Here is a 23398-nt window from a genome sequence, read left to right on the forward strand (position 1 = left end):
GCCCTCCGCTTGGCATCGGTCGCGGACGCCACCAAGATGAGGGCATGATCAGCTGCTCCGGTAGCCGCCCTGCGCCCCGTGCTAGAGTCCACACCGGTTCGGGCTCTGCAGTCCTGCGCCGAGTACCGGCACGCACCGTCATCGAAAGTCGAACCAGCTGATGCCGATTCCCCCCGCCCGCACACTCCGTTCCGGCGCCCCCGCGACGAACGGTGCATCGGCGCGGCCCGGCGTGGACCGGCCGCACACGGTGTCGGTGGTCGTGCCGGTGTACCGGGGCGAGGACACGATCGCCGGCCTGGTCGCCGAGCTGCACGATCTCACGCGCTCCTCCGAGACTCCCGGCGGCACGGCGTTCACCGTCACCGAGATCATCCTGGTGCACGATCACGGCCCGGACCGCTCCGATGTGGTCCTGCAGGAATTGCAGCGGACCTACCCCGCGGTGCGCACCGTCTGGCTCAGCCGGAACTTCGGCCAGGATGCCGCCACGATCGCCGGAATGTCGGTCGCCGCCGGTGACTGGATCGTCACCATGGACGAGGACGGCCAGCACGATCCCCGCTTCATCAGCACGTTCCTGGACACGGCGCTGGCGCAGCGCGCCGATCTCGTCTACTCCAAGCCCAGCAACACCCGGCCGCACGGATTCCTGCGCAATCTGACCTCGCGCGGAGCGAAGCTGGTGCTCGCGACGCTGTTCGCGTTCCCGGATTCCACCCGGTTCGAGAGCTACCGGCTGATCCGCGGGGACATCGGCAGGCAGCTCGCCGAGGTCGCCTCCAACGGCGTCTACCTGGACGTCGCGCTGACCTGGGTGGTCGGCGCCGTCGCGCAGGCGCCGGTGGTGCTGCGCGCCGAAGGCCGGGAGGAGTCCGGCTACAACTACCGCCGCCTGTTCTCCCTGTTCTGGAAGATGGTGCTGTGCAGTGGCACCCGCGGTCTGCGGTTGGTCAGCCTGCTCGGCGTCACCCTGGCGCTGGCCGGCGGGGTGATGGCCGCGATCGTCGTCTTCGAAGCGCTGACCACCGACGGCTGGGCGCCCGAAGGCTGGGCCTCCACCATCGTGGTACTGCTGCTGTGCTCCGGCGCCATCCTGTTCTCACTCGGGCTCATCGCCGAGTATCTGGGCGTGGCCCTGCACATCCTGGTGGGCAAGCCCCTCTATCTGACCGTCGAGACGCCGACACCGCGTCCGGCGGACGCTTCGGAACCGACCGCCACCACCGCCAGCAGGGGGACCGACCGGGTTGAGCACTGACCGCGTCATCTTCAGCCGCCCGTACCGGGCGCGCCGGGAACTAGCGAACCTGGAGGCGGTGCTGGCCTCCGACCACAGCCATGGCGACGGACAGTTCACCGCGTCGGCCACCGCGAAGCTGAAGGCGATCACGGGCGCGCCGCACGCCCTGCTCACCACGTCCTGCACGTCCGCGCTGGAAATGGCGGGCCTGCTGCTGGAGCTGGGCCCCGACGACGAAGTGATCGTGCCCAGTTTCGCCTTCACCTCCACCGCCACCTCGATGGCACTGCGCGGAGCGATCTGTGTCTTCGCCGACATCGATCCGGCCACCGGGAACCTCGATCCGGAGTCGGTGGCGGCCGTGCTCACCGAGCGCACGAAGGCCGTGGTGGTCATCCACTACGGCGGCGTCGCCGCCGACATGGCCGGACTGCTGGAGTTGGCGAACGCGCACGGTGTCGCCGTCGTGGAGGACAACGCGCACGGGCTCGGCGGCACCTGGCGCGGCCGGAAGCTCGGCACCATCGGCACGATGGGCACGCTCAGCTTCCACGACACGAAGAACGTGCACTGCGGCGAGGGCGGCGCGCTGCTGCTCACCGACGAGATCCTGATGGCGCGCGCCGAGATCATCCGGGAGAAGGGCACCGACCGGGCCCGGTTCCTGCGCGGAGCCGTGGACAAGTACTCCTGGCAGGACATCGGTTCCAGCTACTTGCCGAGCGAGCTGAACGCGGCCGTGCTGGACGCGCAGCTGGACGAGTTCGACGCCATCCAGGCCGGACGGCACCGGGTGTGGGACGCCTACGCCGCCGCCCTGCCGGACTGGGCCCGGCGCAACGACGTGCGCCTGATGTCGGTGCCCGCCGATCGCGAGCACACCGCGCACCTGTACTACCTGCGCACCCCGACCGAGCGCCGCCGCGACGACCTCATCGCATACCTGGCCGAGCAGGGCATCTCCGCGCCCTTCCACTACATTCCACTGGATTCCAGCCCGGCCGGCTTCAAGCTCGGCCGCACGCCGCGCGCGTGCGCCCGCAGCGCCGAGTTCTCCGCGACCGTCGTGCGCCTGCCGCTCTGGCCGGATCTCACCGACGCGCAGGTGGCCCGGGTGGTGGACGCGGTCACCGCGTTCACCGTCTGATCACGCGGTGAGCACGTAGAGCTTCTCCCGGCCGCCCGCGATCAGCGACCGCCGGGCCACCCGTGGTCCGTACGCCGTGAAGAGCTCGTCCAGCGTCCGCTCGGTGAAGCGGTGCGCCTGCTCGCCGTCGCCCGCGTCGGTGAACCGTCTGCCGATCGTCGCGAGAACCGGATTGTCGCTGGTCGCCAAGTTGCGAACGGGCTCGGCGACGATGACCTGTTCGGTGGCCGCCGCGAGCATCCGATCGAGGAGGGGGCGCGGCTCGGGCAGGAAGTGATAGAGACTGGCCTGCATGATGACGTAGTCGGCCTCGGGCAGCGCGTCGCCGGAACGCAGGTTCCACACTCTGCCTCGCCCGCCCGCTTCGTTCACGCGCGCGACGAAACGCTCGTTCAGATCGAGCCCCGTGTAGTCGACCGACTTGTGGCGCAAGTAGCGGGTGTAGAGCGTCGCGGGCCCGCAGCACAGATCGACCACACTCGCACCCGCGGGCACGAGTTCCGCGATCGCGCGATACCGAGCCGTGTAGTGCCTGCCGTACAACCCGCGCATCAGAACCTCGTAGACGGTCCCGTTGCGGTAGATGAGGCTCGTTCTCACAGGCACTCACTATGCCATCGGTCGGTGAATCCGGTGCTTCGGCAATGTGAATCGCGTTCAGTCACCGAACAGCGTGCGCGCCTGGTCCGCGGTGAGGATCTCGTAGGCGTCCGACGCCCGGTTGTACCACCACGTGTCCGGTCCCGGCTCCGGCCGCCCGGCCGCCTGCACCGCGCGGGACGACGGACGGAACGACGGGCTGCGCGGGATGTCGTCCACCACGTACACCACATCAGGGCGCTGATCCGGATCCAGTACCCGCAACGCCTCGGTGACGTCCTTGGGGTCGAGACGGAAGCCTTTGCGCACGCTCACCGCGGCCACCGCTATGCAGTGGTCGCCGACGTTGAGCCCGTAGGCGACTTCCATGTCGACGGCGGTGACATCGTTGAGCACGTCGACCATCGGCTGGCCGAAGACCGGCCCGCGCCGGGTGTGGATCACCGTGTCGGTGCGATCGATCAGCCAGTAGTCGCCGTCACTGTCGCGACGGAACAGGTTCTCCGTCGGCATCCAGGAGTCACCCGCCGCGAAGACGCCGCGCAGCCCGCCCGCGGAGAGGTCGACGCCGTCGGACGCTTTGCCGATCAGTAGGCCCACCTCGTTGTCCGCGCAGCGGCGGGCGAAGCCGGAGCCGTCGACCAGGATGCGTTCGGTCAACGGATCGAAGGCGACCAACTCCACCTTCGCGGTGCCGGGGACCGGCCTGCCTTTGCAGCCGCGCTTCACTCCGGCCACATTGGCCAGTACCACGTCGCCCTCGATCGAGGCGTAGAACTCCACCACGCGGGCCGGGTCGAACTGCTCGACGGTGCGCCGCCACAGTCCGGCGGGCATACCGGAGCCGATGAACAACCGGATCGGGTGGCGATGACCGGCCGGGAACACCTCGGCGTCGAGAATGTCGCGCAACATGGTCCAGGTATAGGTGACCACGGTGACGCCGTAGCGGTGCACCTCCTCGGCGAAGCGCTCCGGATCCAGCGACCGGGCCAGCGCGATCCGGCTCCCGCCCGCGACCGCCCCGCCGAGACTGACCAGCAGCCCGGACGAATGGTGCAGCGGCGCAAGGCAGTACACGGTGTCCCTACGGTTGAGATCGGCCGTGGTCGCGGTGCCGAACGCGGACAGCGCCCAGCGATGGTTGCTGATGTACTTGGTCTCCAGCCGCTCGCCGGTTCCGGTGACGAGCACGAACGCCAGCTCCCGGGCGAGGCCGGGGTCGGGCCGGTACCACGCGGGCACGTGCACCCGCGCCGGATCGATCTGTTCCAGGTCGATCAAGCGGTCGCTCATCGGCAGCGCCAGCTCGCGCGTGTCGCCACCGCCGAGCACCAGCACCCTGGCGCCGGTCGCGGCGGCCTGCCGCAGGTTCTCCGGATCGGAGATCAGCGTCTCCACGCCGGTCAGTTCGATCGCACGGCTCAAATCGCTGTTCGGGGCCAGCAGGACCGCCACCGCGCCCAGCCGCGACAGCGCCGCGACGGAGGCCAGCGCGCTCGGCCGGGTCTCCATCACCACGCCGATCCGCATGGCGGGGCGCACACCGACCGAGATCAGGCCGCGCACCACGTTGTCGATGCGCTCGTTGACCGCCGCGTTGGTGTGCACGCGGTCGTCGAACAAGAACAGGTCCCGCTGCGGCGCGCGCCGCGCCTGCTCGGCGAGCAATCGGCCGAGCGAAATGCGTGTGTGCGGCTGGATCATGCCCAGCCGGGTCAGCCTGGGCAGCGCCCGCGCCGCTTCGCCTGCCAGTTCGATCGAACCCCGCACGGTGTTGTTCGCGATGCCCTCGAGCGCCTTGCCCACCCCGGTGCCCGCCTCCGCCAGTGTCGCGGCCGTGTGCACCACCCGGGTCGCCGCCGACCGAGGGCGATTGTTCGCCACGTGCTCGGCCATCGGCACGATCTCCGGGGGAAGCGGTTTGTCGCCGTTCATCCACTCGACCCACTGCCGCACCAGCGGCCAGGTGTGGTTGGTGGCCATGCTTCCGGCCACCAAGCCGAAGTGGCCCGCGACCAGCGTCGCCTCGTAGACCTCCGCGTTCGGCGCGGCCCGCACGATACCGCGCACCGCGGCGGGTTGCCCGATGTCGTCGACCTCGCCGACGAACGCCAGGATCGGGCACTTCAGCTCGGCCAGCGAGATCGGGTGGTCCCGGATCACGAAACCGCCGAGCATCAGCCGGTTGTGCGCGACGAACTGCTTGAGCAGGTCCGCCGCGGCCGGTCCGGCGTAACCGACCCAGCCGTCGCTGTTGAGGAAGCGACGCTGCCGCTCCTTCGGCAGCAGCGCCTCCCGGTCGTGCAGCTGACGGAGGAAATCGATCCTGGACTTGGCCGTCTTCACCGGGTCGAGCAGCTGGAAGCCGATCCGCACCATCGAGTCGGTGATCGGCAGCCGGGTGACCACGTGATCGGCCAGGAAGTCCGCGACGTCGGAGACCATGCCGTAGGGCAGCCCGAACGGCATGCCCGCGACGATGTCGACCGGGCTGCCGAAGGTGACGATGCTGTCCACGCCCTTGCCGTAGCGGTAGGCGGCGGTCTGATAGGCGAACATCCCGCCCTGCGAGTAGCCCATCAGGTGCACGCCGGAGCCGGTGGCCTCGTTGACGGTGTCGATGGCGCTGTTGACGGCCAGCACGTGGTCGGCGAGGTCGCGCTGCCAGCCGCCCTCCTCGCTCGCGGGCGAGCCGAAGTCCACCACCCAGCAGTCCACGCCGCCGCGGTGCAGGATCCCCACGGCGCCGTCCTCGGCGTTCACGTCCCAGATGTCGGCGTTGACCATGAGCGGCGGGACCAGCAGGGCCACCGGCCGCCCCGGGGTCGCGTCGTCGGGGAAGTAATGGCGCAGCCGGTACATGCGTCTGCGCTCCACGACCTCGAACGGCGAGGACGCGACGTCATGGGTCAGGCCGCCGAAGCGGATGACCTCCAGGCCGTTCTGCGCGGTCGCCATCAACCGCTGCACCGAGCCCACCACAACCTTCGCATTCAACTTCACCATCGCTCCTGGCCCTACCCTAGAACGTGACCCGCATCACACACCGCGAGGTGTTCGAACGAGCTTCCCACACCATCTGTCCATTATGTGTCCGCTGTGACACGTCACATGCCAGGATGCCGCGGTCGGCTTCCCGGACGTCCACCTATCGGCTCGAGTACGTCGTCGGTCGATGCTCCGGCAACGAGAAGCCGAGCAGCCCGATCCCCGACGTCGACCGCACCACCTGGCACAGGCGTCCGGGGCGGACATGGTCGTGCCTCCGATCGGAGTCACGGCACGGAGTTCCTCCGCTCGGCTCAGCGTAGGCGACCCGGCGCGGAACACAGCGCGCCCGGCACGGCGGCGTCGGCGAACATCGGTCGCGGCGCAGCCCGGTTCCGGTGGATGAGGGCGGCCCCCGGCCGCGGTGAACGCACGAGGAGCACCGAACCGCCCGGCGCGAATGAGCACCCCGGGACAGCTAATCCTTCGCGACCAGAAGGCAATCCGAAGACCGCCCCAGCGACGCCACCCACCGTTTCCGGAATCGACCGCGTGTCGTGACCATCCGCCGGGCCACGGGACGATCTTCGAAATTTTCCTGCGCTCAGCCGCTTTCGGCGTCTACCATCGATCGTGTCTGGAACGCCATGGCGCGTAGGCAATTTCGTTCGATGAGCTCTGTGCGGGCATACCCGCTGCTGTTTGATGTGAACACCCAGCGACTCTGAACTATCGGCGACCCTCAATTCCACCCTGCTCCACAACCCGTCACCATGTCCCGGTGGCCGTCTCGAGGTGAGGACCACGCATGACCATTGAAATGCCAGTCCAAACGGAAAACAACGTGCGCAAGAGCCTGAGCACCAGCACGGCGGGGCTGCTCGCGCACACCACCAAATCCGAACCGCAGATGCAGGGCATCAGCTCCCGGTGGCTCACTCGCGCCCTCCCGTGGACGCAGGTCAACGGCGGTGTGTACCGGGTCAATCGCCGCCTGACGCACACCGTGGGCAACGGCGAGGTGGAATTCGTCATCGACGGTTCCACCGCGCGGGTGATTCCGCTGGAATTGCAAGAACTTCCGGCACTTCGCGGATTCGACGACGAGGAAGTCCTGCGCGGCCTCGCCGATCGTTTCGAACAACGCGATCTCGGACCCGGCACCGTGGTGGCGGAATTCGGTAATGCCATGGATCAAGTCGTGCTGATCGTGCACGGCAAATTGAGCAAGATCGGATCGGGTGAATACGGCGAGCAGACGAAGCTCGGCATCCTGGGCGGTGGCGATTTCTTCGGCGACACCCTGCTCACCGAGCCCTCGGCGATCTGGCCGGTCACCATCAAGACGGTCACGCGGACGACCGTCCTGGCCCTGCCGCGGCAATCGCTGACGGAATTCCTCGACAACACTCCGGCGCTGCGGGAGCAACTCGACCGCGTCGCCGCAGCGCCCAGTCGTCCGCAGAACAACAAGGGCGAGGCCGACATCACGATCTCCTCCGGCCACGCCGGCGAACCGCTGCTGGAAGGGACGTTCGTCGACTACGACGCCGCGCCGCGCCAATACGAACTCAGCCTCGCGCAGAGCGTGCTGCGGGTGCACACCCGGGTCGCCGATTTGTTCAACGACCCGATGAATCAGGTCGAGCAGCAATTGCGCCTGACCATCGAAGCTCTCTACGAACGGCGCGAATACGACCTGGTCAACAATCCTGATTTCGGTCTGCTGCACAACTGCGATCTGAAACAGCGCATCTACACCGAGTCCGGCGCGCCCACCCCGGACGACTTCGACGAACTGCTCAGCATGCGCCGCAGCACGAAATTGTTCCTCGCTCACCCGAAGGCGATCGCCGCGTTCGGACGCGAATGCACCAAGCGCGGGATCTACCCGGATCCGGTCGAGGTGGACGGGCACCGTGTGCCCGCATGGCGTGGCGTACCGATATTCCCGTGCGGCAAGATCCCGGTCAGCGACACCCAGACCACCTCGATCCTGGCCATGCGCACCGGCGAGAAGGATCAGGGCGTGATCGGCCTGCACCAGACCGGGATCCCGGACGAGTACGAGCCGAGCCTGAACGTGCGCTTCAAGGGCATCGATGACCAGTCGATCATCTCCTACCTGATCAGCTGCTACTACTCGGCGGCCGTGCTGGTGCCGGATGCCCTCGGAGTGCTCGACAACGTCTCGGTCGCCCGGCAAGCCGACTGACCCGGGGGTGATGGGCATGTCGGTGCTCTCCCGCGCCGGGGCGGCGCATGCCACCGATGAGGTGGCCGCCGCCGTCGTGGCGCTACTCACCAACACCCGGACGTCCGCTCCGGCCGAGCTTTTCACATCCGAAAAGGTTGAGGCGCACGGTATTTCGCTGCCGCGCGAAAAGGGCGGGAAGCCCGGCCGGTTGCTCGGGCCCTCCGGGCTGGGTGCCGCAGCACTACTGCTTCCGGATCGTGGAACCACGTCCACCAGCGCGACATCCTCCCCCGCCCATGGCGGCACCAGCACTCCGTCGCCTACCTTCGGCAGCGCTCGAGTGCCGACCCCGGCGGCGGGGAGAACGCAGTCGCCGACAGCGTCACGCGTCCCCGCCGGACCCACCGGGCTCGGCACGGCGTCGGCGTTATCGGGAATCCACGGCTTGGCCACGCTGCCACGCACGCCCGAGCCCATGCCGCTGCAGCGAACCCGATCGGACGGCGCGGCTGTGGTGGCCGGATCGGGCACGGCCACCGAGTACCGCGATCGCGAGGACCCGATCCCGCCGCTGTACTGCCCGCCGCCGCTGCGCGACGATCCGGCGCTCGCCGAGGCCGTCAACACCGGCATCGTCGAGTGGGCCAGGGACATCGGGCTGTACGAAGGCCGGCTGGACGAATTGCGCGACGCCGATTTCGGCCGGTTGATCATGCTCGCCCACCCGGACTGCGACAACGCCGACCTGCTGCTGGCGGCGGCGAAGTGCGCGGTCTCGGAATGGTCCGTGGACGACTACTACTGCGAGGAGGACGCCGACGACCGGGCTCCGGACGGCACCCCCTCCAGCGCCGAGGCGGAGCTGGGTCCCCGGCTCGAATTGGCGGCCGCCGCCATGGACCCGGTGCACCTTCCCGCGCGGTACGTCGCGCAGCTCGAGGCGGCCCTCGACGCCGACCCGATCCTGCGCGCTTTCCGCACGTCCTTCGAGCATCTCGCCCGCTATGCGCGTCCGGCGCAACTGGCCCGGCTGCGCACCGAGATCGCGGGCTGGTTCATCGCGCTCGGCGCGGAGGCGGGCTGGCGGGCCGCGGGGCGGATGCCGCCGGTATGGGAGTACCTGACCAACCGGCAACCGCACAGTTTCCTGCCGTGCATGGCGCCGACCGACGTGGTCGGCGGCTACGAGTTGCAGGCCGCGGAATACACCGACCCCGCGGTCCGCCGCGTGGTCACCACGGCGGCGCTGGCCAGCCAGATGGTGAACGACCTGTACTCGATGGCGCGTGAGGACCTCTCCAACGGCAGAGAGTTCAATCTGCCGACCGTCCTGGCCGCAGAGGAGCGCTGCTCGCGCCGCGAGGCCGTGCTGCGCACCGCCGAGGTACACGACGAACTGGTGCACCGGTTCGAACGGGAGGCGGCGCCCTTGGCCGCGCTGGGCTCACCGGAATTACGCCGCTTCCTCACCGGCCTGTGGGCCTGGATGGGAGGCAACCGCGCCTGGCACGCCGACAGCAAACGCTATCGCGACCCGCACTGAAGCTACCCGCAAGTGAGCAATGAAGCAGTACCGCACCGAGAGAGGATGATCGCGCATGACCATGCTCAACCCGGAGACCGGGACCGTTCTGCGTACCAGCTACCAGAAATCCGTCGCCGCGTACTGGAACAACAACCCGAACGACGACCGGGTCAACACCAAACTCGGTGAAGTCGACGGGCTCTACCACCACCACTACGGCATCGGCGACCCGGACCCGTCCGTGCTGACCGGCCCGGAGGACACCCGCGAGGAGCGCATCGTCACCGAACTGCACCGGCTGGAGACCGCGCAGGCGGATTTCCTGCTCGACCACCTCGGCGACATCCGTCCCGGCGACCGGCTGATGGACGGCGGCTCCGGTCGCGGCGGCACCAGCTTCATGGCCAACCAGCGCTTCGGCTGCCAGGTCGACGGCGTCACCATCTCCGAGTACCAGGTCGGCTTCGCCAACGATCAGGCCGTCCGCCGCGGCGTCGCGGACAAGGTGCGGTTCCACTTCCGCAACATGCTGGACACCGGATTCGAGAGCGGCTCCATGCGCGGGATCTGGACCAACGAGACCACCATGTACGTGGACCTGTTCGACCTGTTCCGCGAGTTCTCCCGCCTCTTGGAGCCGGGCGGGCGCTACGTGTGCATCACCGGTTGCTCCAATGACGTGACCGGCGGCCGCTCGTCCTCGGTGAGCTGGATCGACGCGCACTACGGCTGCATGATCCATCCGCGCAGCGAGTACTTCCGCGCCATGGCCGAGAACGACCTCGTGCCCATCGCCGTGACCGAACTCACCGCGGCGACCATCCCGTACTGGGAGCTGCGCACGAAATCCGAGCTCGCCACGGGTGTCGAGAAGCCGTTCCTGACCGCGTACCGGGAGGGCAGCTTCCACTACCTGCTCATCGCCGCCGATAAGGTGGGCAGGTGACCGACACCCTCGTCCAGCCGTACACCGACCGCGAGGCCCTGCCCGTCGAGCTCGTCGACGACGCGGGCCGCGCGGTCGGCGCGTGCTCGGTCGCCGAGGCCCACCTGGCCCCGGGACTACTGCACCGCGCGTTCTCCGTGTTGCTGTTCGACTCGGCCGGCCGGGTCCTGTTACAGCAGCGCGCGGCGGTGAAGACCAGGTTTCCGTCGCTGTGGGCCAACACCTGCTGCGGCCACCCCGCCCCGGGCGAACCCGTCGCAACCGCGGCGGGGCTGCGCTTGGCCGAGGAGATGGGCCTGACGATCGCGCTCACCGAGGCGGGCGTCTACCGCTACCACGCGGCGGACCTCCGCACCGGCCGCGTGGAGTCCGAATGGGATCACGTGCTGATCGGGCGGCTGGACATCGGCACGCCTCGGCCGGACCCGGCCGAAGTCGCCGACTTCGCCTGGATCCAACCGGACGCACTACGCGACGCCCTGGCCGACAATCCGGATGCCTACACGCCGTGGCTGGCGGGTGTGCTCGACATCGCGGAGCACGCGCACGTCACCCGCGCTACGGCACCCTGAGCGTCGCGTTCGCTCGATCTCCCTGGAGCGAGGCGGCGAAGCGCAGCATCGACTGCACCGCTGCCTCGATCCGGCCCGCAATGGGTTCTCTTCTCGGCTGTAGTGCGGCTCGACATACCTGCTCGTCACTGCGGTCACTAGTGGATCACATGATTGGATGCGCATATCCATGTAACACCATGGAGCCAACCTGAGAGAACTCATAGGAACGGCACAGGCTGCGGCCAGGACCGTTCTGCATCGTTGATGTTGTAAGAGTTCTCGGTGAAGTGAGGTGCGTGATGGTCGAATTCGAGGTCACCGGAACGAGGGTGACGGTGCACGTGCTCGGCGCACATCAAGTGCTGGCACTGCGCGACCACCTGACCTTCGATTTGTCGGACATCACCGCGCTCGGCCTGGCCGGGGTAGACCGCCGCCCGCCGTGGGTGCGCGCGCCCGGCGCCTTCTTCCCCGGCGTGATCGCGGCCGGGACATTTCGCGGCAAGGGCCGCAAGGAATTCTGGGACACACGCTTCGACGGACACGCCATCCGTATCGACTTGGCGGGCGCCGATGTCACACGCCTGGTGGTCGACGTCGCCGACCCGGACGCCGAGCTGCGCAAGCTCGCCATCGCGGTAGCCGCCTGAGCCTCGCTCAGGTGCCGAACGATCGCAGCGAGCCGGTGAACGGCTTCGGCGGCGGCGCGGCGAATTCGCCCCGTCCGGACTTGCGCAGACCGAGCGTGAGCAGCGATTGGACGGTCAGGGTCGCCGCCGCAACACCGTCCACCACCGGCACGCCGACCTTGGCGCGCACCTGCGCGGACAGATCGGCCATCCCCGCGCAGCCCAGAACGATCGCATCGGACCGATCCGCCTCGACCGCTTCCCTGCACGCTTCGGTGACGATCTCGCGCGCGTCCGGATCGCTGTCGAGGGCGAGCACGGGAATCTCACAGGCGTGGATACCGCGGCAGAAGCGCCGCATCCCGTAGCGCTCCGCCAGATCGGCCGCCCGGCCGACGGTCCGGCCCAGGGTGGTGACCACGCTGAACCCACGACCGAGATGAGCGGCGGTACGCATGGCGGCCTCGGCGATCCCGATCACCGGTCCCCCGGCCAGCTCGCGCGCGGCGTCGAGACCGGGGTCGCCGAAGCAGGCCAGCACGTAGCCGTCGACCCCCTCGGCCTCCCCGCGCCGGATCGCGGCGAGCAGGCCGGGAACGCTGAGCGCTTCGTCGTAGTGACTTTCGATCGAGGCCGGTCCCATCTCCGAGGTCACCGCGTCGAGCAGGGTGCCAGGACCAGCGACGGCCCTGGCACACCGCTCGATCGTGTCGGTCATCGCCCGGGAGGTATTGGGGTTGACCACGCGAATACGCATCAGGCCGCGCTCTCCCGCACCGCCGGCCGGGTGCGCGTGGCCAGGACGTAGTAGGCCACGAAGCCGAGTCCGCAACCGACGAACCAGCTGTACTGGGCCGCGGTGTACATACCGGTGACGTCCTTGGCCAGCACGGGGATCACCGCGACCAGCGCGCCGACGACCGTCGCGATCACCGCGGCCGGGTTGTATCCGCCGCGATACCAATAGCGCCCGCTGCTGGACATCGTGAACAGGTCGTCCACCGCCACGCGTTGCTTGCGCACGAGGTAGTAATCGGCGATGAGCACCCCGAACAGAGGGCCGATGAAGGCGCCGAGCACCTCCAGCGTGTAGTGGATGACCTCCGGGTTGTTGTAGAGATTCCACGGCGTGATCAGCACCGAGCCCACCGCGGCGATCATGCCGCCCGCGCGCCAGCTGACGCGCTGCGGACTCACATGCGAGAAGTCGAAGGCCGGCGAGATGAAGTTCGCGACGATGTTGATGCCGATGGTGGCGACAGTGAAGGTCAGTGCGCCGAGCACGATCGCGAAGGTGCTGTCGATGCGCGCCACCGTGGCGACCGGGTCGGTGATCAGCTCGCCGTAGACCGGCACCGTCAGCGAGGCGGTGATCACCACCAGCAACGAGAACAGCAGGAAGTTCAGCGGGAGACCGAGCAGGTTGCCCCGGCGAACCACGGCGAAGGACTTGCCGTACCGGGAGAAGTCGCCGAAATTCAACATCGGCCCGGAGAAGTAGGAGACCACGAGCGCGATGGCGCCCAGCATCACCGGCACCGAGTCCCATCCGGTGTACCGCACCGCGCCCAGGTTCAGATCGATCGCGCCCCAGCCGGCCTTCGCGATCAGGTAACCGCACAACAGGAACATCACCACGTACACCGCGGGCCCGCAGAAGTCGATGAACCGGCGAATGGACTCCATGCCCTGCCAGAAAACACAGGCCTGCACCACCCACAGCGTCAAATAGCTGCCCCAGCCGAGCAGCGACAGACCGAGGAACCCGTAGTCGCCTGCCACCGCGTAGGGCCCGAGGGACGGAAACAGCTTCACCAATACGACATCCAGTGCCGCCGAAGCGAGAAACGTCTGAATGCCGTACCAGGCCACCGCGATCAGCCCGCGGATGATCGCGGGTATATTGGCGCCGAGCACGCCGAACGCACTGCGGCAGATGACCGGGTACGGCACGCCGGTCATCTGACTCGGCTTGGCGACCAGATTGCAGAAGAAATACACCAGGGTGATCCCGATCAGCAGGGCCACCAGTACCTGCCAGCTGGCCAAGCCGAGCGCGAACAAGCTGCCCGCGGTGACATAGCCACCGACGCTGTGCACGTCCGACATCCAGAACGCGAAGATGTTGTAAGAGCCCCAGTTCTGCTTGCGCAGCGGCGCGAGATCGTCGTTGGTCAGCCGTGGGTCGTAGCCGACGGGGGCGATCCGCTCGGGAGCGGCTGCCGCGGCGATGGTTTCGGTCATGGTGTTTCCCATCCGAAGGGTGAAAACGGTGATCGAAACGACGGTAGGAATCTGCTATTGCCCGTCCATTGCGCGGTTATTGCCCGGCTATTGCGCGGCAGATATATCTTCCGGCGCGAGCAGACCAGTATCGGTGGGCAAGGTCGCGATCACGGACTCCAGCCTGCGATGGTGATGTTCGGCGACGAGCAGCAGGCGCTCGACATCCCGGGCCAGGAACGCGTCCAGCATCAACGCGTGGTCGGTGTGCAGCCGCACTCGGTCGGCCCGGCCGATGTGCACCATCGACTGCACCGGCTCGGTGACGTTCCACGCCGCTTCTAACATGTGCAGCAGTCGAAACATGCGTGACGGCCGGGTCAGCGCCACATGGAAGGCACGCGACCCACGGTGGTAGGCGGCCGGGTCGTCGTCGCGAATCGCCTGTTCCAGGGCCTCGGTCACATCCAGCAGTTCGGCGCGGTCGGCGGCGGAGTGGTTCATGGCGGCCGCGGCGAGCGAGGCCGTCTCCAAGGTCTGCCGCGCGATGTACATCTCGCGCAACTCGGCGGCGGTCAGTTGCGCCACCGTGTACCCCGCGTGCGGCTCGTGGGTGACCAGCCCCTCCCCGATCAGTGTCTTGAGCGCTTCGCGCACCGGAATATGGCTCACGCCGAACAGTTCCGCCACCTCGCGCAGCGGGATGACGGTGCGGGGCGGCACCGCCCCGTCGAGGATCACCCGGCGCAGTTCGCCGAGGATGATCTGCGGGCGGCCGGGTGTGTCGACGACCAACCTCGCGAGCAGCGCCGAACGTCGTCTCGGGGGCATGGCAACACGCTAGGGGCAGCGTGTTGCGTTCCCGGTCACCCGTGTGACGGTCAGGAAACGTCTTCTCACAGTACCGACCGGTCGCGTGGTGGGTGCGGGTCCCGGCCACCGGTCTCGAGCGAAACGAGACACCTAGCATGGGATTGTTCGCGACGCCGCAGGCGCTGAAAGACAGGCACAGGTTCCGATGACAGTTTCGGCAGGGCAGTTCGTAGATCGCCGTTTCGCGCGACTGGTGGCGGAGTTCGACCGGCTGTTCCGGCGTCCGTCCGACGGCGGCGGCGCGCTGGCGGTCTACCTGCACGGCGAGCCGGTGGTCGACGTGTGGGCCGGATACGCGCACCCCCACGTCCCGTGGGCGCACGACACGATCGCGATGGCCTACTCCACCGGCAAGGGGATCGCCAGCACACTCGTGCATCGTCTGGCCGAGCGCGGCCTGATCGACTACGACGAGCCGGTCGCGACGTACTGGCCGGAGTTCGCGGCGGCGGGCAAGGAACACATCAGCGTGCGAGCGATGCTGACGCACCGGGCCGGGCTGCACCGGCTGCGCGGTCTGCTGCCCGGGCCCGTCGAGCGATTCTTCGACGACGCCGCGGTCACCGCGGCGCTCGCGGCCGCCGCGCCCGATCCGCGCCACAGGGTGACCAGCGGCTACCACGGCATCACCTATGGGCACCTCACCGCCGAACTGGTGCGGCGGGTGACCGGAGCGGAATTCACCGATGTGCTGCGCACCGAGATCGCGGAGCCGCTTGCGGCCGAGGACCTCTGGTTCCGGGTCCCGGCCTCCGAACGCGGGCGTATCGCCACCAATTTCCCGCGCCTGACGGTGGCGGGCATGAGCTGGGAGCGCAGCTCGCGGCTGCTCGCCCGGACCCGTTTCGCGGCCGCCGCCGATACCACCCCGGTGGGATTCGCCGAGCTGGTAGCGGATCCGCGCCTGTACGACTCGGTGATGCCCGGCCTCAACGGCGTCTTCTCCGCCCGCGCGCTGGCCCGCGTGTACGGCGCGCTCGCCAACGGCGGCCGGCTGGACGGCTACCGGCTGCTGAGCCCGGACACCATCGAGCGGATGACCCGGCGGCAGGTGTTCACCCCGGACTACGTGCTGGCCTTCCGCATCCCTTGGGCCCTCGGTTACCACGGCGTGCCGATGAAGCCGTCCAAGGCCGAACCGATCTCGGCTTTCGGCCATTTCGGCCTCGGCGGCTCCGGCGGTTTCGCCGACCCGGTGACCGGGATGTCGCTCGGCTTCGTCACCAATCGCCTGGGCAGCAGGATCACACCGCTCGGTGACGCGCGCCTGGCACGATTGGGCGCGCTGGCGCACAACCTCGCCAGAGCGGCCTGACCTCCCCGGCCCGAGTGGCAGCATGGCGGTATGGAATCGGTCGACATGGTCCGGATCGAGGCGGCCGCGCGGCTGCTCGCCCCGGTGATCCGGCGCACGCCGCTGCTGGCCTCGAGGGTGCTGTCCGAACGCGTGGGCGCCGAGGTGTGGCTGAAGTGCGAGAACTTGCAGCGCACCGGTTCGTTCAAGCCACGCGGCGCCTACAACCGGATCGCGAATCTGCCGCGGGAAGCGCGGGAGCGCGGCGTCGTGGCCGCGAGCGCCGGTAACCATGCGCAGGGCGTCGCGTGGTCGGCGGCGTCGCTCGGCATCGCCTCGACGGTGTTCATGCCGGTCGGGGCGTCGCTGCCGAAACTGATGGCGACCAAGGCGTACGGCGCGCAGGTCCGCCAGGTCGGCGAAACCATCGACGAGTCGCTGGAGGCCGCCTTGGATTTCGCCGACCGGACCGGGGCGACACTGATCCACCCGTTCGACCATCCCGATATCGTGGCCGGTCAGGCCACCGTCGGCACGGAGATCGCGGAGCAGTTGCCCCAGGTGGGCACGGTGCTCGTGCCCACCGGCGGCGGAGGGCTCTTGGCGGGAGTCGCGGTCGCGCTGCAGCAGCTGGCGCCGGACGCGCGCGTCATCGGGGTGCAAGCGGCGGAAGCCGCCGCCTGGCCGGACTCGCTGGCGGCCGGCCGCCCGGTGCGGGTCGATCGGATGGCGACGATGGCCGACGGCATCGCGGTCGGGCGTCCCGGCATCGTGCCGTTCGATCATGTGGCGCAGCATGTTTCGCGCATCGTCACGGTGGACGAGGAAGCGCTGTCGCAGGCGTTGCTGCTGTGCCTGGAACGCGCGAAGCTGATCGTCGAGCCCGCGGGCGCCGCCGCGGTCGCCGCCCTGACCAGTCACGCGCCGGAGGAACTCGGCCTGCGCGGGCCGGTCTGCGCGATCCTGTCCGGCGGCAACATCGACCCGCTGCTGCTGACCCGGGTGATCGGGCACGGCCTGAGCGCGGCAGGCCGTTATCTGGCCGTGCGGGTGACCATTTCCGATCGCCCCGGCGCACTGGGGGCGCTGCTCGCGGTGATCGGGAAGACGGGCGCCAGTGTGGTCGACGTGGCGCATTCGCGGACCGGGACCTGGCTGGCGGTCGACGAGGTCGAGGTGGCCCTCACCCTGGAAACACGAGGCCGCGACCACCGCGACGACGTGCTCACCGCCCTCGCGAACGCGGGATACGCGGTCCGCGACTCGGATTGACCGATGCCGCTGTCCGGGCTTCATCGAGTGGCACACCACCGAGGAACCTACTCGCGAAATGCCGCAACCAGGTGCCGCTCGTGCGTGTGGTCGGCGTCAGTGCGCGCCGCCTAGTTCCAGGGCGAGTACGCCGAGGATCACGAGGGCGATGCCGCCGACCTGTACCAAGGTCAGCCGCTCCTCGAGGAAAAGCACGCCGATCACCGCGATCGCGGCGACGCCGACCGCCGACCAGATGCCGTAGGCGACCCCGATCGGCATGCCCCGCTTCAACGCCTGGGCCAGGAAGAAGAACGCCGCGCAATAGCCGACGACCACCACGATGGAGGGGACGAGCTTGGCGAATCCGTCGGACAATTTCAGCGAAACGGTGGCGGTCACCTCGGAAGCGATGGCCATAGCGAGCAGGAACAAGGTCATTTTCGCAGCGTAGCCACAGCCGTGCGGGCGCGCACCGGTCCGCGATCGCCTCCCGCGGCCGCTCCCCAGCACCGGGGATTCGCGGCACGGCGACCTCGGCCGATGCGTCGATACCATCGCGCCATGCGTAGCTCAGACGTTGCGGTAACCGATTTTCCCTTCGATGAAGTGACGTGCAACGAGTTGCCGTACGCCGAGCGCGACGAGCGGTATCGGCGGTTGCACGAGTGGCCCGAGCCGACTTATGCGCACCGCTGCGGGCTGCGCATGATCTGGAAGTACGCCGACGTGCGCGAGGTGCTGGACGCGACGACGCCCGGGATTTCCAATACGAATTCGCTCGACCCGCTGGTCGGTTACGCGCGCATCGCGGCGACACCGCAAGCCATCCCGCATTTCGTCCGGCATTTGGTTCCGCCACCCGCGAAGGCCACCGCCAACCTGGCCGACGATCGGCTGCACAAGCGCGTGTGGAACACCATGGCCGGGCCGGAGGGGCATTTCACGATTTCCGCGGCGGATCGGCCCGCTCGGGCCGCGCAGATGGCCGAGCACTTCCACGAGGCGGTGCGAGACGCGGGATTCCGCGCCGGGTCGCCGTTGGACGTGACCGCCCTGTCCATCGGCTACGCCGCCCGGACCGTCTGCGCGGCGGTCGGCCTGCCCGCAGCGGACTGGCCGCACGTGGCCGCGTGGAGCGGAGCGCAATCGGGGCTGCTCGGCCGGGTGATGCGTGGACGCGAACTGGCCGACGCGGTGAGCGCGCTGGGGTGGTTGTTCACGGTGAGCGGCAGAGCGGTGCGAGAAGGCCGGGGCAGCGAGGCGGCCGGGTTCGCGCGCAAGCTCCGCGACGCCGGGCTCTCCCATCGGATCGCGGTGTCGGCCATGGCGAATTCGCTCGCCGCCGGAGTGCACACGGTGAGCGGCAGCATCCAGCAAGGCGTACAGCGGTTGCTCGGCGATCCGGACCGGAACTGGTGGAACCTCCTGACCGAACCGGAGGGCGGAACACGGGTCGCCGCGAAAATCCTGCAACTGGATCCCGGGCTGGTGGCATGGAAGCGCCGAACCAGGACGCCGGTCGTGCTCTCCAGTGGCACGCGGCTGCCCGCCGGACCGCTGCTCGTGCTGTTCGCCGCGGCCAACCGCGATCCGGAAGCCTTCCCCGACTGCCTGGCGCTGGACGGGACCGGCAAGATGCCGTTGACCTTCGGCTTCGGCAGGCACGTCTGCCCCGGCAAGAGCATGGCCACGCTGGCCGTCGAGGTATTCCTCCGGCAGTTGCGCGAGCTGGCGCCGGAGGCCGAACCGATGGCGGAGGCCCGGGGCATCCGGCGCCGCGGCGATCTGCTGTTCAGCGGCGCCGACATCACCATCGTCGGCTAGGCCGATTCACCCGCTGGTCAGCGAAACGGGTTCAGTCCAGCCAGGCCCGCGCCGCGGCCGCCGCCTCGCGCACCTCCGCGAGCTGCGCCGCGACCTGCACACCGGCCGTACCGCCCCGGGCGTCGCGGGACGCGATGGACCCTTGCACGGTGAGCACCTCGCGCACCTTCCCGGTCAGCGCCGGGTCGACCGCGGCGAACTCCTCGTCGGTGAGTTCGTCCAGGCCGACGCCGCGGGATTCCGCGACGCGCACGCACGCACCCGCCGCCTCGTGCGCGACCCGGAACGGAACACCCTGGCGGACTAGCCATTCGGCGATGTCGGTGGCCAGCGTGAAACCGGCGGGCGCGAGTTCGGCCATGCGATCGGTGTGGAAAGTCAGTGTCGAGACCAGGCCGGCGATCGCCGGGAGCAGCAGTTCGAGTTGCGCGACCGAATCGAACAGCGGCTCCTTGTCCTCCTGCAGGTCACGGTTGTAGGCCAGCGGTTGCGCCTTGAGCGTGGCCAGCAGGCCGGTGAGGTTGCCGATCAACCGGCCCGCCTTGCCGCGAGTCAGCTCGGAGACGTCCGGATTCTTCTTCTGCGGCATGATCGACGACCCCGTCGACCAGGCGTCCGCCAGGGTGACGTAACCGAACTCCGGTGTGCTCCAGACAATGACCTCTTCGGCCATCCGGCTCAGGTCGACGCCGATCATGGCGAGCACGAACGCGGCCTCGGCGGCGAAGTCCCGCGCCGAGGTGGCGTCGATCGAGTTGGCGGCGGCCGAGTCGAAATCCAGTTCCGCCGCGATCGCCTCCGGGTCGAGCCCGAGCGAGGAACCCGCCAGCGCACCGGAACCGTAGGGCGACACCGCCGCGCGGCGATCGAAATCACGCAGCCGGTCCAGGTCGCGCAGCAGCGGGTGGGCGTGCGCGAGCAGATGATGGGCCAGCAGCACCGGCTGCGCCGCCTGCAGATGGGTCTTGCCCGGCATGACCGCGTCCGGATGCGCGGCGGCCTGCTGCACCAGCGCGTCGACCACCGCGAGCACGCCGGCGGCCACCCGGCGCACGCCGTCGCGCAGCCACATCCGGAACAGCGTGGCCACCTGGTCGTTGCGCGAACGCCCCGCCCGCAACCGGCCACCGAGCTCCGGACCGACCCGTTCGATCAGGCCGCGTTCCAGCGCGCCGTGCACGTCCTCGTCCGATTCGGCCGGGCCGAACGCGCCGGAAGCCACGTCCGCCGCGAGGCGGTCCAACCCGTCGAGCATGCCGGACAGATCGGCGTCGGACAGCAGCCCCGCCTTGTGCAGCACCCGTGCGTGCGCCTTCGAGGCGCGGATGTCATAGGGGGCCAGTGCCCAATCGAAGTGCGTCGACTTGCTCAGCGCGGCCATGGCCTCGGCCGGGCCGGAGGCGAATCGGCCGCCCCAAAGCGCGCCTTGGTTCGTGCTCATGCTGTTCCGCCTCTCCGGATATTCAGGCTCCCCGCCTCGCCGGGCCTCGAGGCCGTGCAAGTCGGGGACGGGGGCTGTTTCACGTTCAGGTCCTGCGTTGGGTGACCGTCGGGTTCTGGGCGTACCCGGTGAGTTACCCATGTTCTTGCGAAATCAGTTCGTGCGTTGATTCGTGAGATCGGTTGTGCGCTGGCTTGGGGATCAGGTCGGCGTGGCTTACGACCCAGTCGTTCCGTTGGCTCGCGGAACCAGTTGTTGCGTCGGCGCGAGGTCGAGTCGTTTCTGCTCGACGCGGCTGGGCCGTTCGGTGGTTGCTCGACGCATCCGCCGACAGCGGCCTCATGCGCCGGGGCGAAGGCGTTCGCAGGTGGCTGTCAGTCAGGGCGCACTGCTGCCCTGTCAGCGCGCTCCGAACGCCGACTCGAGACTACGACCTCGCGGCAGGCGTTCGCGTGCCGGTGCTCGTTTCGGCGCCGGCACGCCTGCGGCCTACTTCTGGTTCAGGTCGCGGCGGGCGGCGACCTTGGAGGACAGGCCGTGGATCTGGACGAAGCCCTTGGCCAGCGACTGGTCGAAGGTATCGCCCTCATCGTAGGTGGCCAGGTTGAAGTCGTAGAGCGACTGCTCCGAGCGGCGGCCGTTGACCACGGCCGAGCCGCCGTGCAGGACCATCCGGATGTCACCGGAGACGTGCTGCTGCGTGTCGAGGACGAAGGCGTCCAGCGCGCGCTTGAGCGGGGAGAACCACAGGCCGTCGTAGGCCAGCTCGCCCCAGCGCTGCTCGACCTGCCGCTTGTAGCGGCCCAGTTCGCGCTCGATGGTGACGTGCTCCAGCGCCTGATGCGCGGTGATCAGCGCGATGGCGCCGGGCGCCTCGTAGATCTCGCGGCTCTTGATGCCCACCAAGCGGTCCTCGACCATGTCCAGGCGGCCGACGCCCTGGCGGCCCGCGCGCTTGTTCAGCTCGACGATCGCTTCCAGCACGCTGACCTGGCGGCCGTCGATCGCCACCGGCACACCCTTGTCGAAGGTGATGATCAGTTCGTCCGGCGCCTCGAAGTTCACCGTCGGGTCGGAGGTGTAGTCGTAGACGTCCTTGGTCGGGGCGTTCCACAGGTCCTCGAGGAACCCGGTCTCCACCGCGCGGCCCCAGACGTTCTGGTCGATGGAGAACGGCGACTTCTTGGTGACGTTGATCGGCAGCGCGTTCTCCTCGGCGAAGGCGATGGCCTTCTCCCGGGTCCAGGCGTAGTCACGCACCGGTGCGATCACGTTCAGGTCGGGCGCGAGCGCGCCGATGCCCACCTCGAAACGGACCTGGTCGTTGCCCTTGCCGGTGCAGCCGTGCGCGACGGTGGTCGCGCCGTGGAATTTGGCGGCCTCGACCAGGTGCTTGACGATGAGCGGGCGGCTGATCGCCGACACCAGCGGGTACTGGCCCATGTACAGCGCGTTGGCCTGGATGGTGGGCAGGCAGTACTGGTCGGCGAATTCGTCGCGGGCGTCGATCACGATCGCCTCGACCGCGCCGCAGTCCAGGGCGCGCTGGCGCACCACGTTCATGTCCTCGCCGCCCTGGCCGAGGTCGATGGCCACGGCCACCACTTCGGCGCCGGTCTCCTTGCCGATCCAGCTGATCGCGACGGAGGTGTCCAGCCCACCGGAGTAGGCGAGTACGACGCGCTCGGACATGTTCTGTGTGCTCCTCGATGTTTCGGTGCTCGTCTGCGTGATACGGACCGGCTTCCCGCCACAGCGGCCCGCACGTCCTGCAAATGATTATGCACGACGATGCAAGCCCATTCATAATCGGGTGTGGCCAACCCTGAGCTGGGCCGACACCCTCCCCTCTACCCTCTCAGAAGCACGGGCGCACCGTCTGCCCACAGCAGGAAACACGCCCGTTCGTCACGCGTTCCGGCATCCCGGCGAGTCACCCGTATTCGTACGAGATCGGTTGTCCCGTGCGCGACGATCAGGCTAGTTGTTCGATCTTCGCCGCCACTTCCGCCCCGGTCAGCGGTTCGCGGGCGATGACGGCGATGGTGTCGTCGCCCGCGATGGTGCCCACGATGTACGGGAGGGCGGCGCGGTCCAAGGCGCTGGCGAGGTAGTGGGCCGCGCCGGGTGGGGTGCGCAAGACGGCGATGTTGCCGCTGGCGTCGGTGGAGACCAGCAGGTCGCCGAGCAGTTTGGACAGGCGGTCGGTGCCGCCGGTCACGCCGCGCACGGGGCTGCCGTCCTCGGGCACCACGTAGACGCCCGCGCCGCCGTCCGCCGCGCGCAGCTTCACCGCCCCGAGTTCGTCGAGATCGCGCGACAATGTCGCCTGCGTGGTTTCGATGCCTTCGGCCGCGAGCAGCGCCGCCAGCTCGGTCTGGCTGCGGACCGCGTGCGCCGACAGCAGTTCGACGATGCGCGACTGCCGCCCGGCGCGGGTGCGGGCGATGGCGGGGCCGCTTCGTCCCGACTCCGACTGCGAGATGCTCATGACCGCGCCTCGCCGGGGCATGTGATCGTCGTACGCGGCTGGGCGCGGCGCAGGCGCTGACACCGGCTCACCGCCGCACCTCGCTGGTCCAGCGCGGGCCGAGGCGTCGAGGACCGATTCGCTCGCTGGGCACAGATGAACACGGGCCATGCCGGGTGATACGCAC

At 68.8% G+C, this 23398-nt stretch carries 19 protein-coding genes; 10 read left to right on the forward strand and 9 right to left on the reverse strand.

The window, feature by feature from the left end; all coding sequences use genetic code 11:
• Positions 1-160 precede the first annotated feature (160 nt).
• Both ABZ552_RS24035 and rffA read left to right on the forward strand, forming a co-directional pair.
• Entirely contained in the window at positions 161-1261 is a 1101-nt protein-coding gene (locus tag ABZ552_RS24035; RefSeq protein ID WP_281874300.1) for a glycosyltransferase, read from the forward strand.
• On the forward strand, positions 1251-2390 hold the full coding sequence (rffA, locus tag ABZ552_RS24040) for a dTDP-4-amino-4,6-dideoxygalactose transaminase (protein ID WP_357439843.1): 1140 nt from the start codon (positions 1251-1253) through the stop codon (positions 2388-2390). Before ABZ552_RS24035 ends, rffA begins: the two co-directional genes overlap by 11 nt.
• Here rffA and ABZ552_RS24045 read toward each other — a convergent pair whose 3' ends face one another.
• Together ABZ552_RS24045 and ABZ552_RS24050 are read right to left on the reverse strand one after the other, a co-directional pair.
• Entirely contained in the window at positions 2391-2990 is a 600-nt protein-coding gene (locus tag ABZ552_RS24045; protein WP_281874303.1) for a class I SAM-dependent methyltransferase, read from the reverse strand.
• A 57-nt stretch (positions 2991-3047) separates the two neighbouring features.
• A complete protein-coding gene (locus tag ABZ552_RS24050; RefSeq protein WP_281874305.1) occupies positions 3048-5999 on the reverse strand; it encodes an acyl-CoA synthetase in 2952 nt (983 codons plus the stop codon).
• A gap of 790 nt (positions 6000-6789) precedes the next feature.
• On the opposite strand from ABZ552_RS24050, the gene ABZ552_RS24055 reads away from it, so the two are divergent.
• The 5 genes from ABZ552_RS24055 (at position 6790) to ABZ552_RS24075 (ending at position 11853) form a co-directional block, all read left to right on the forward strand.
• Entirely contained in the window at positions 6790-8196 is a 1407-nt protein-coding gene (locus tag ABZ552_RS24055) for a family 2B encapsulin nanocompartment shell protein (protein WP_281874306.1), read from the forward strand.
• 16 nt (positions 8197-8212) lie between these two features.
• A complete protein-coding gene (locus ABZ552_RS24060; protein ID WP_357439848.1) occupies positions 8213-9721 on the forward strand; it encodes a family 2 encapsulin nanocompartment cargo protein terpene cyclase in 1509 nt (502 codons plus the stop codon).
• Between the two features lie 55 nt (positions 9722-9776).
• Positions 9777-10649, forward strand: a complete 873-nt coding sequence (locus ABZ552_RS24065; protein ID WP_357439851.1) for a geranyl diphosphate 2-C-methyltransferase — start codon at positions 9777-9779, stop codon at positions 10647-10649.
• Positions 10646-11221 (forward strand): isopentenyl-diphosphate Delta-isomerase, encoded by a 576-nt coding sequence (gene idi / locus ABZ552_RS24070; protein WP_281874310.1) that lies wholly within the window; start codon positions 10646-10648, stop codon positions 11219-11221. The genes ABZ552_RS24065 and idi overlap by 4 nt, the downstream gene beginning before the upstream one ends.
• A 281-nt stretch (positions 11222-11502) precedes the next feature.
• A complete protein-coding gene (locus tag ABZ552_RS24075; protein WP_195087953.1) occupies positions 11503-11853 on the forward strand; it encodes a hypothetical protein in 351 nt (116 codons plus the stop codon).
• Between the two features lie 7 nt (positions 11854-11860).
• Here the strand turns inward: ABZ552_RS24075 and ABZ552_RS24080 are convergent, their stop codons facing one another.
• From ABZ552_RS24080 to ABZ552_RS24090, 3 genes are all read right to left on the reverse strand, one after another.
• Positions 11861-12589: an aspartate/glutamate racemase family protein gene (locus tag ABZ552_RS24080; RefSeq protein ID WP_281874314.1), complete on the reverse strand. Its 729-nt coding sequence runs from the start codon at positions 12587-12589 to the stop codon at positions 11861-11863.
• Positions 12589-14076, reverse strand: coding sequence for an NCS1 family nucleobase:cation symporter-1 (locus tag ABZ552_RS24085; protein ID WP_281874316.1), 1488 nt, complete (start codon positions 14074-14076; stop codon positions 12589-12591). The genes ABZ552_RS24080 and ABZ552_RS24085 overlap by 1 nt, the downstream gene beginning before the upstream one ends.
• Before the next feature lie 87 nt (positions 14077-14163).
• Entirely contained in the window at positions 14164-14886 is a 723-nt protein-coding gene (locus tag ABZ552_RS24090) for a GntR family transcriptional regulator (protein WP_281874318.1), read from the reverse strand.
• Between the two features lie 187 nt (positions 14887-15073).
• Between ABZ552_RS24090 and ABZ552_RS24095 the strand changes: the two genes are divergently transcribed.
• A complete protein-coding gene (locus ABZ552_RS24095; protein ID WP_281874319.1) occupies positions 15074-16243 on the forward strand; it encodes a serine hydrolase domain-containing protein in 1170 nt (389 codons plus the stop codon).
• 30 nt (positions 16244-16273) lie between these two features.
• Positions 16274-17494 (forward strand): threonine ammonia-lyase, encoded by a 1221-nt coding sequence (gene ilvA / locus ABZ552_RS24100; RefSeq protein ID WP_357439857.1) that lies wholly within the window; start codon positions 16274-16276, stop codon positions 17492-17494.
• A 96-nt stretch (positions 17495-17590) separates the two neighbouring features.
• On the opposite strand, the gene ABZ552_RS24105 is transcribed toward ilvA, so the two are convergent.
• On the reverse strand, positions 17591-17914 hold the full coding sequence (locus ABZ552_RS24105) for a multidrug efflux SMR transporter (protein ID WP_281874322.1): 324 nt from the start codon (positions 17912-17914) through the stop codon (positions 17591-17593).
• Between the two features lie 123 nt (positions 17915-18037).
• On the opposite strand from ABZ552_RS24105, the gene ABZ552_RS24110 reads away from it, so the two are divergent.
• Positions 18038-19300, forward strand: a complete 1263-nt coding sequence (locus ABZ552_RS24110; protein ID WP_357439860.1) for a hypothetical protein — start codon at positions 18038-18040, stop codon at positions 19298-19300.
• A gap of 31 nt (positions 19301-19331) precedes the next feature.
• Here ABZ552_RS24110 and argH read toward each other — a convergent pair whose 3' ends face one another.
• The 3 genes from argH to ABZ552_RS24125 form a co-directional block, all read right to left on the reverse strand.
• Complete coding sequence (gene argH / locus ABZ552_RS24115) at positions 19332-20741, reverse strand: argininosuccinate lyase (protein WP_281874325.1); 1410 nt, start codon at positions 20739-20741, stop codon at positions 19332-19334.
• Between the two features lie 489 nt (positions 20742-21230).
• Positions 21231-22433, reverse strand: coding sequence for an argininosuccinate synthase (locus ABZ552_RS24120; protein WP_281874326.1), 1203 nt, complete (start codon positions 22431-22433; stop codon positions 21231-21233).
• Between the two features lie 283 nt (positions 22434-22716).
• On the reverse strand, positions 22717-23232 hold the full coding sequence (locus ABZ552_RS24125) for an arginine repressor (protein WP_281874327.1): 516 nt from the start codon (positions 23230-23232) through the stop codon (positions 22717-22719).
• Positions 23233-23398: the final 166 nt, after the last annotated feature.

It is taken from the genome of Nocardia sp. NPDC019219, from assembly GCF_040632645.1.
Lineage (GTDB): Bacteria > Actinomycetota > Actinomycetes > Mycobacteriales > Mycobacteriaceae > Nocardia > Nocardia sputorum.

Coding starts and splice junctions, on each gene's coding strand:
- ABZ552_RS24080 (WP_281874314.1), bottom strand. CDS start 12,589: ATGCGTATTCGCGTGGTCAACCCCAATACCTCCCGGGCGATGACCGAC.
- ABZ552_RS24110 (WP_357439860.1), top strand. CDS start 18,038: ATGCGTAGCTCAGACGTTGCGGTAACCGATTTTCCCTTCGATGAAGTG.
- ABZ552_RS24065 (WP_357439851.1), top strand. CDS start 9,777: ATGACCATGCTCAACCCGGAGACCGGGACCGTTCTGCGTACCAGCTAC.
- ABZ552_RS24035 (WP_281874300.1), top strand. CDS start 161: ATGCCGATTCCCCCCGCCCGCACACTCCGTTCCGGCGCCCCCGCGACG.
- ABZ552_RS24125 (WP_281874327.1), bottom strand. CDS start 23,232: ATGAGCATCTCGCAGTCGGAGTCGGGACGAAGCGGCCCCGCCATCGCC.
- ABZ552_RS24095 (WP_281874319.1), top strand. CDS start 15,074: ATGACAGTTTCGGCAGGGCAGTTCGTAGATCGCCGTTTCGCGCGACTG.
- ABZ552_RS24060 (WP_357439848.1), top strand. CDS start 8,213: ATGTCGGTGCTCTCCCGCGCCGGGGCGGCGCATGCCACCGATGAGGTG.
- ilvA (WP_357439857.1), top strand. CDS start 16,274: ATGGAATCGGTCGACATGGTCCGGATCGAGGCGGCCGCGCGGCTGCTC.
- ABZ552_RS24105 (WP_281874322.1), bottom strand. CDS start 17,914: ATGACCTTGTTCCTGCTCGCTATGGCCATCGCTTCCGAGGTGACCGCC.
- ABZ552_RS24085 (WP_281874316.1), bottom strand. CDS start 14,076: ATGACCGAAACCATCGCCGCGGCAGCCGCTCCCGAGCGGATCGCCCCC.
- ABZ552_RS24055 (WP_281874306.1), top strand. CDS start 6,790: ATGACCATTGAAATGCCAGTCCAAACGGAAAACAACGTGCGCAAGAGC.
- ABZ552_RS24090 (WP_281874318.1), bottom strand. CDS start 14,886: ATGCCCCCGAGACGACGTTCGGCGCTGCTCGCGAGGTTGGTCGTCGAC.
- ABZ552_RS24050 (WP_281874305.1), bottom strand. CDS start 5,999: ATGGTGAAGTTGAATGCGAAGGTTGTGGTGGGCTCGGTGCAGCGGTTG.
- ABZ552_RS24075 (WP_195087953.1), top strand. CDS start 11,503: ATGGTCGAATTCGAGGTCACCGGAACGAGGGTGACGGTGCACGTGCTC.
- ABZ552_RS24120 (WP_281874326.1), bottom strand. CDS start 22,433: ATGTCCGAGCGCGTCGTACTCGCCTACTCCGGTGGGCTGGACACCTCC.
- argH (WP_281874325.1), bottom strand. CDS start 20,741: ATGAGCACGAACCAAGGCGCGCTTTGGGGCGGCCGATTCGCCTCCGGC.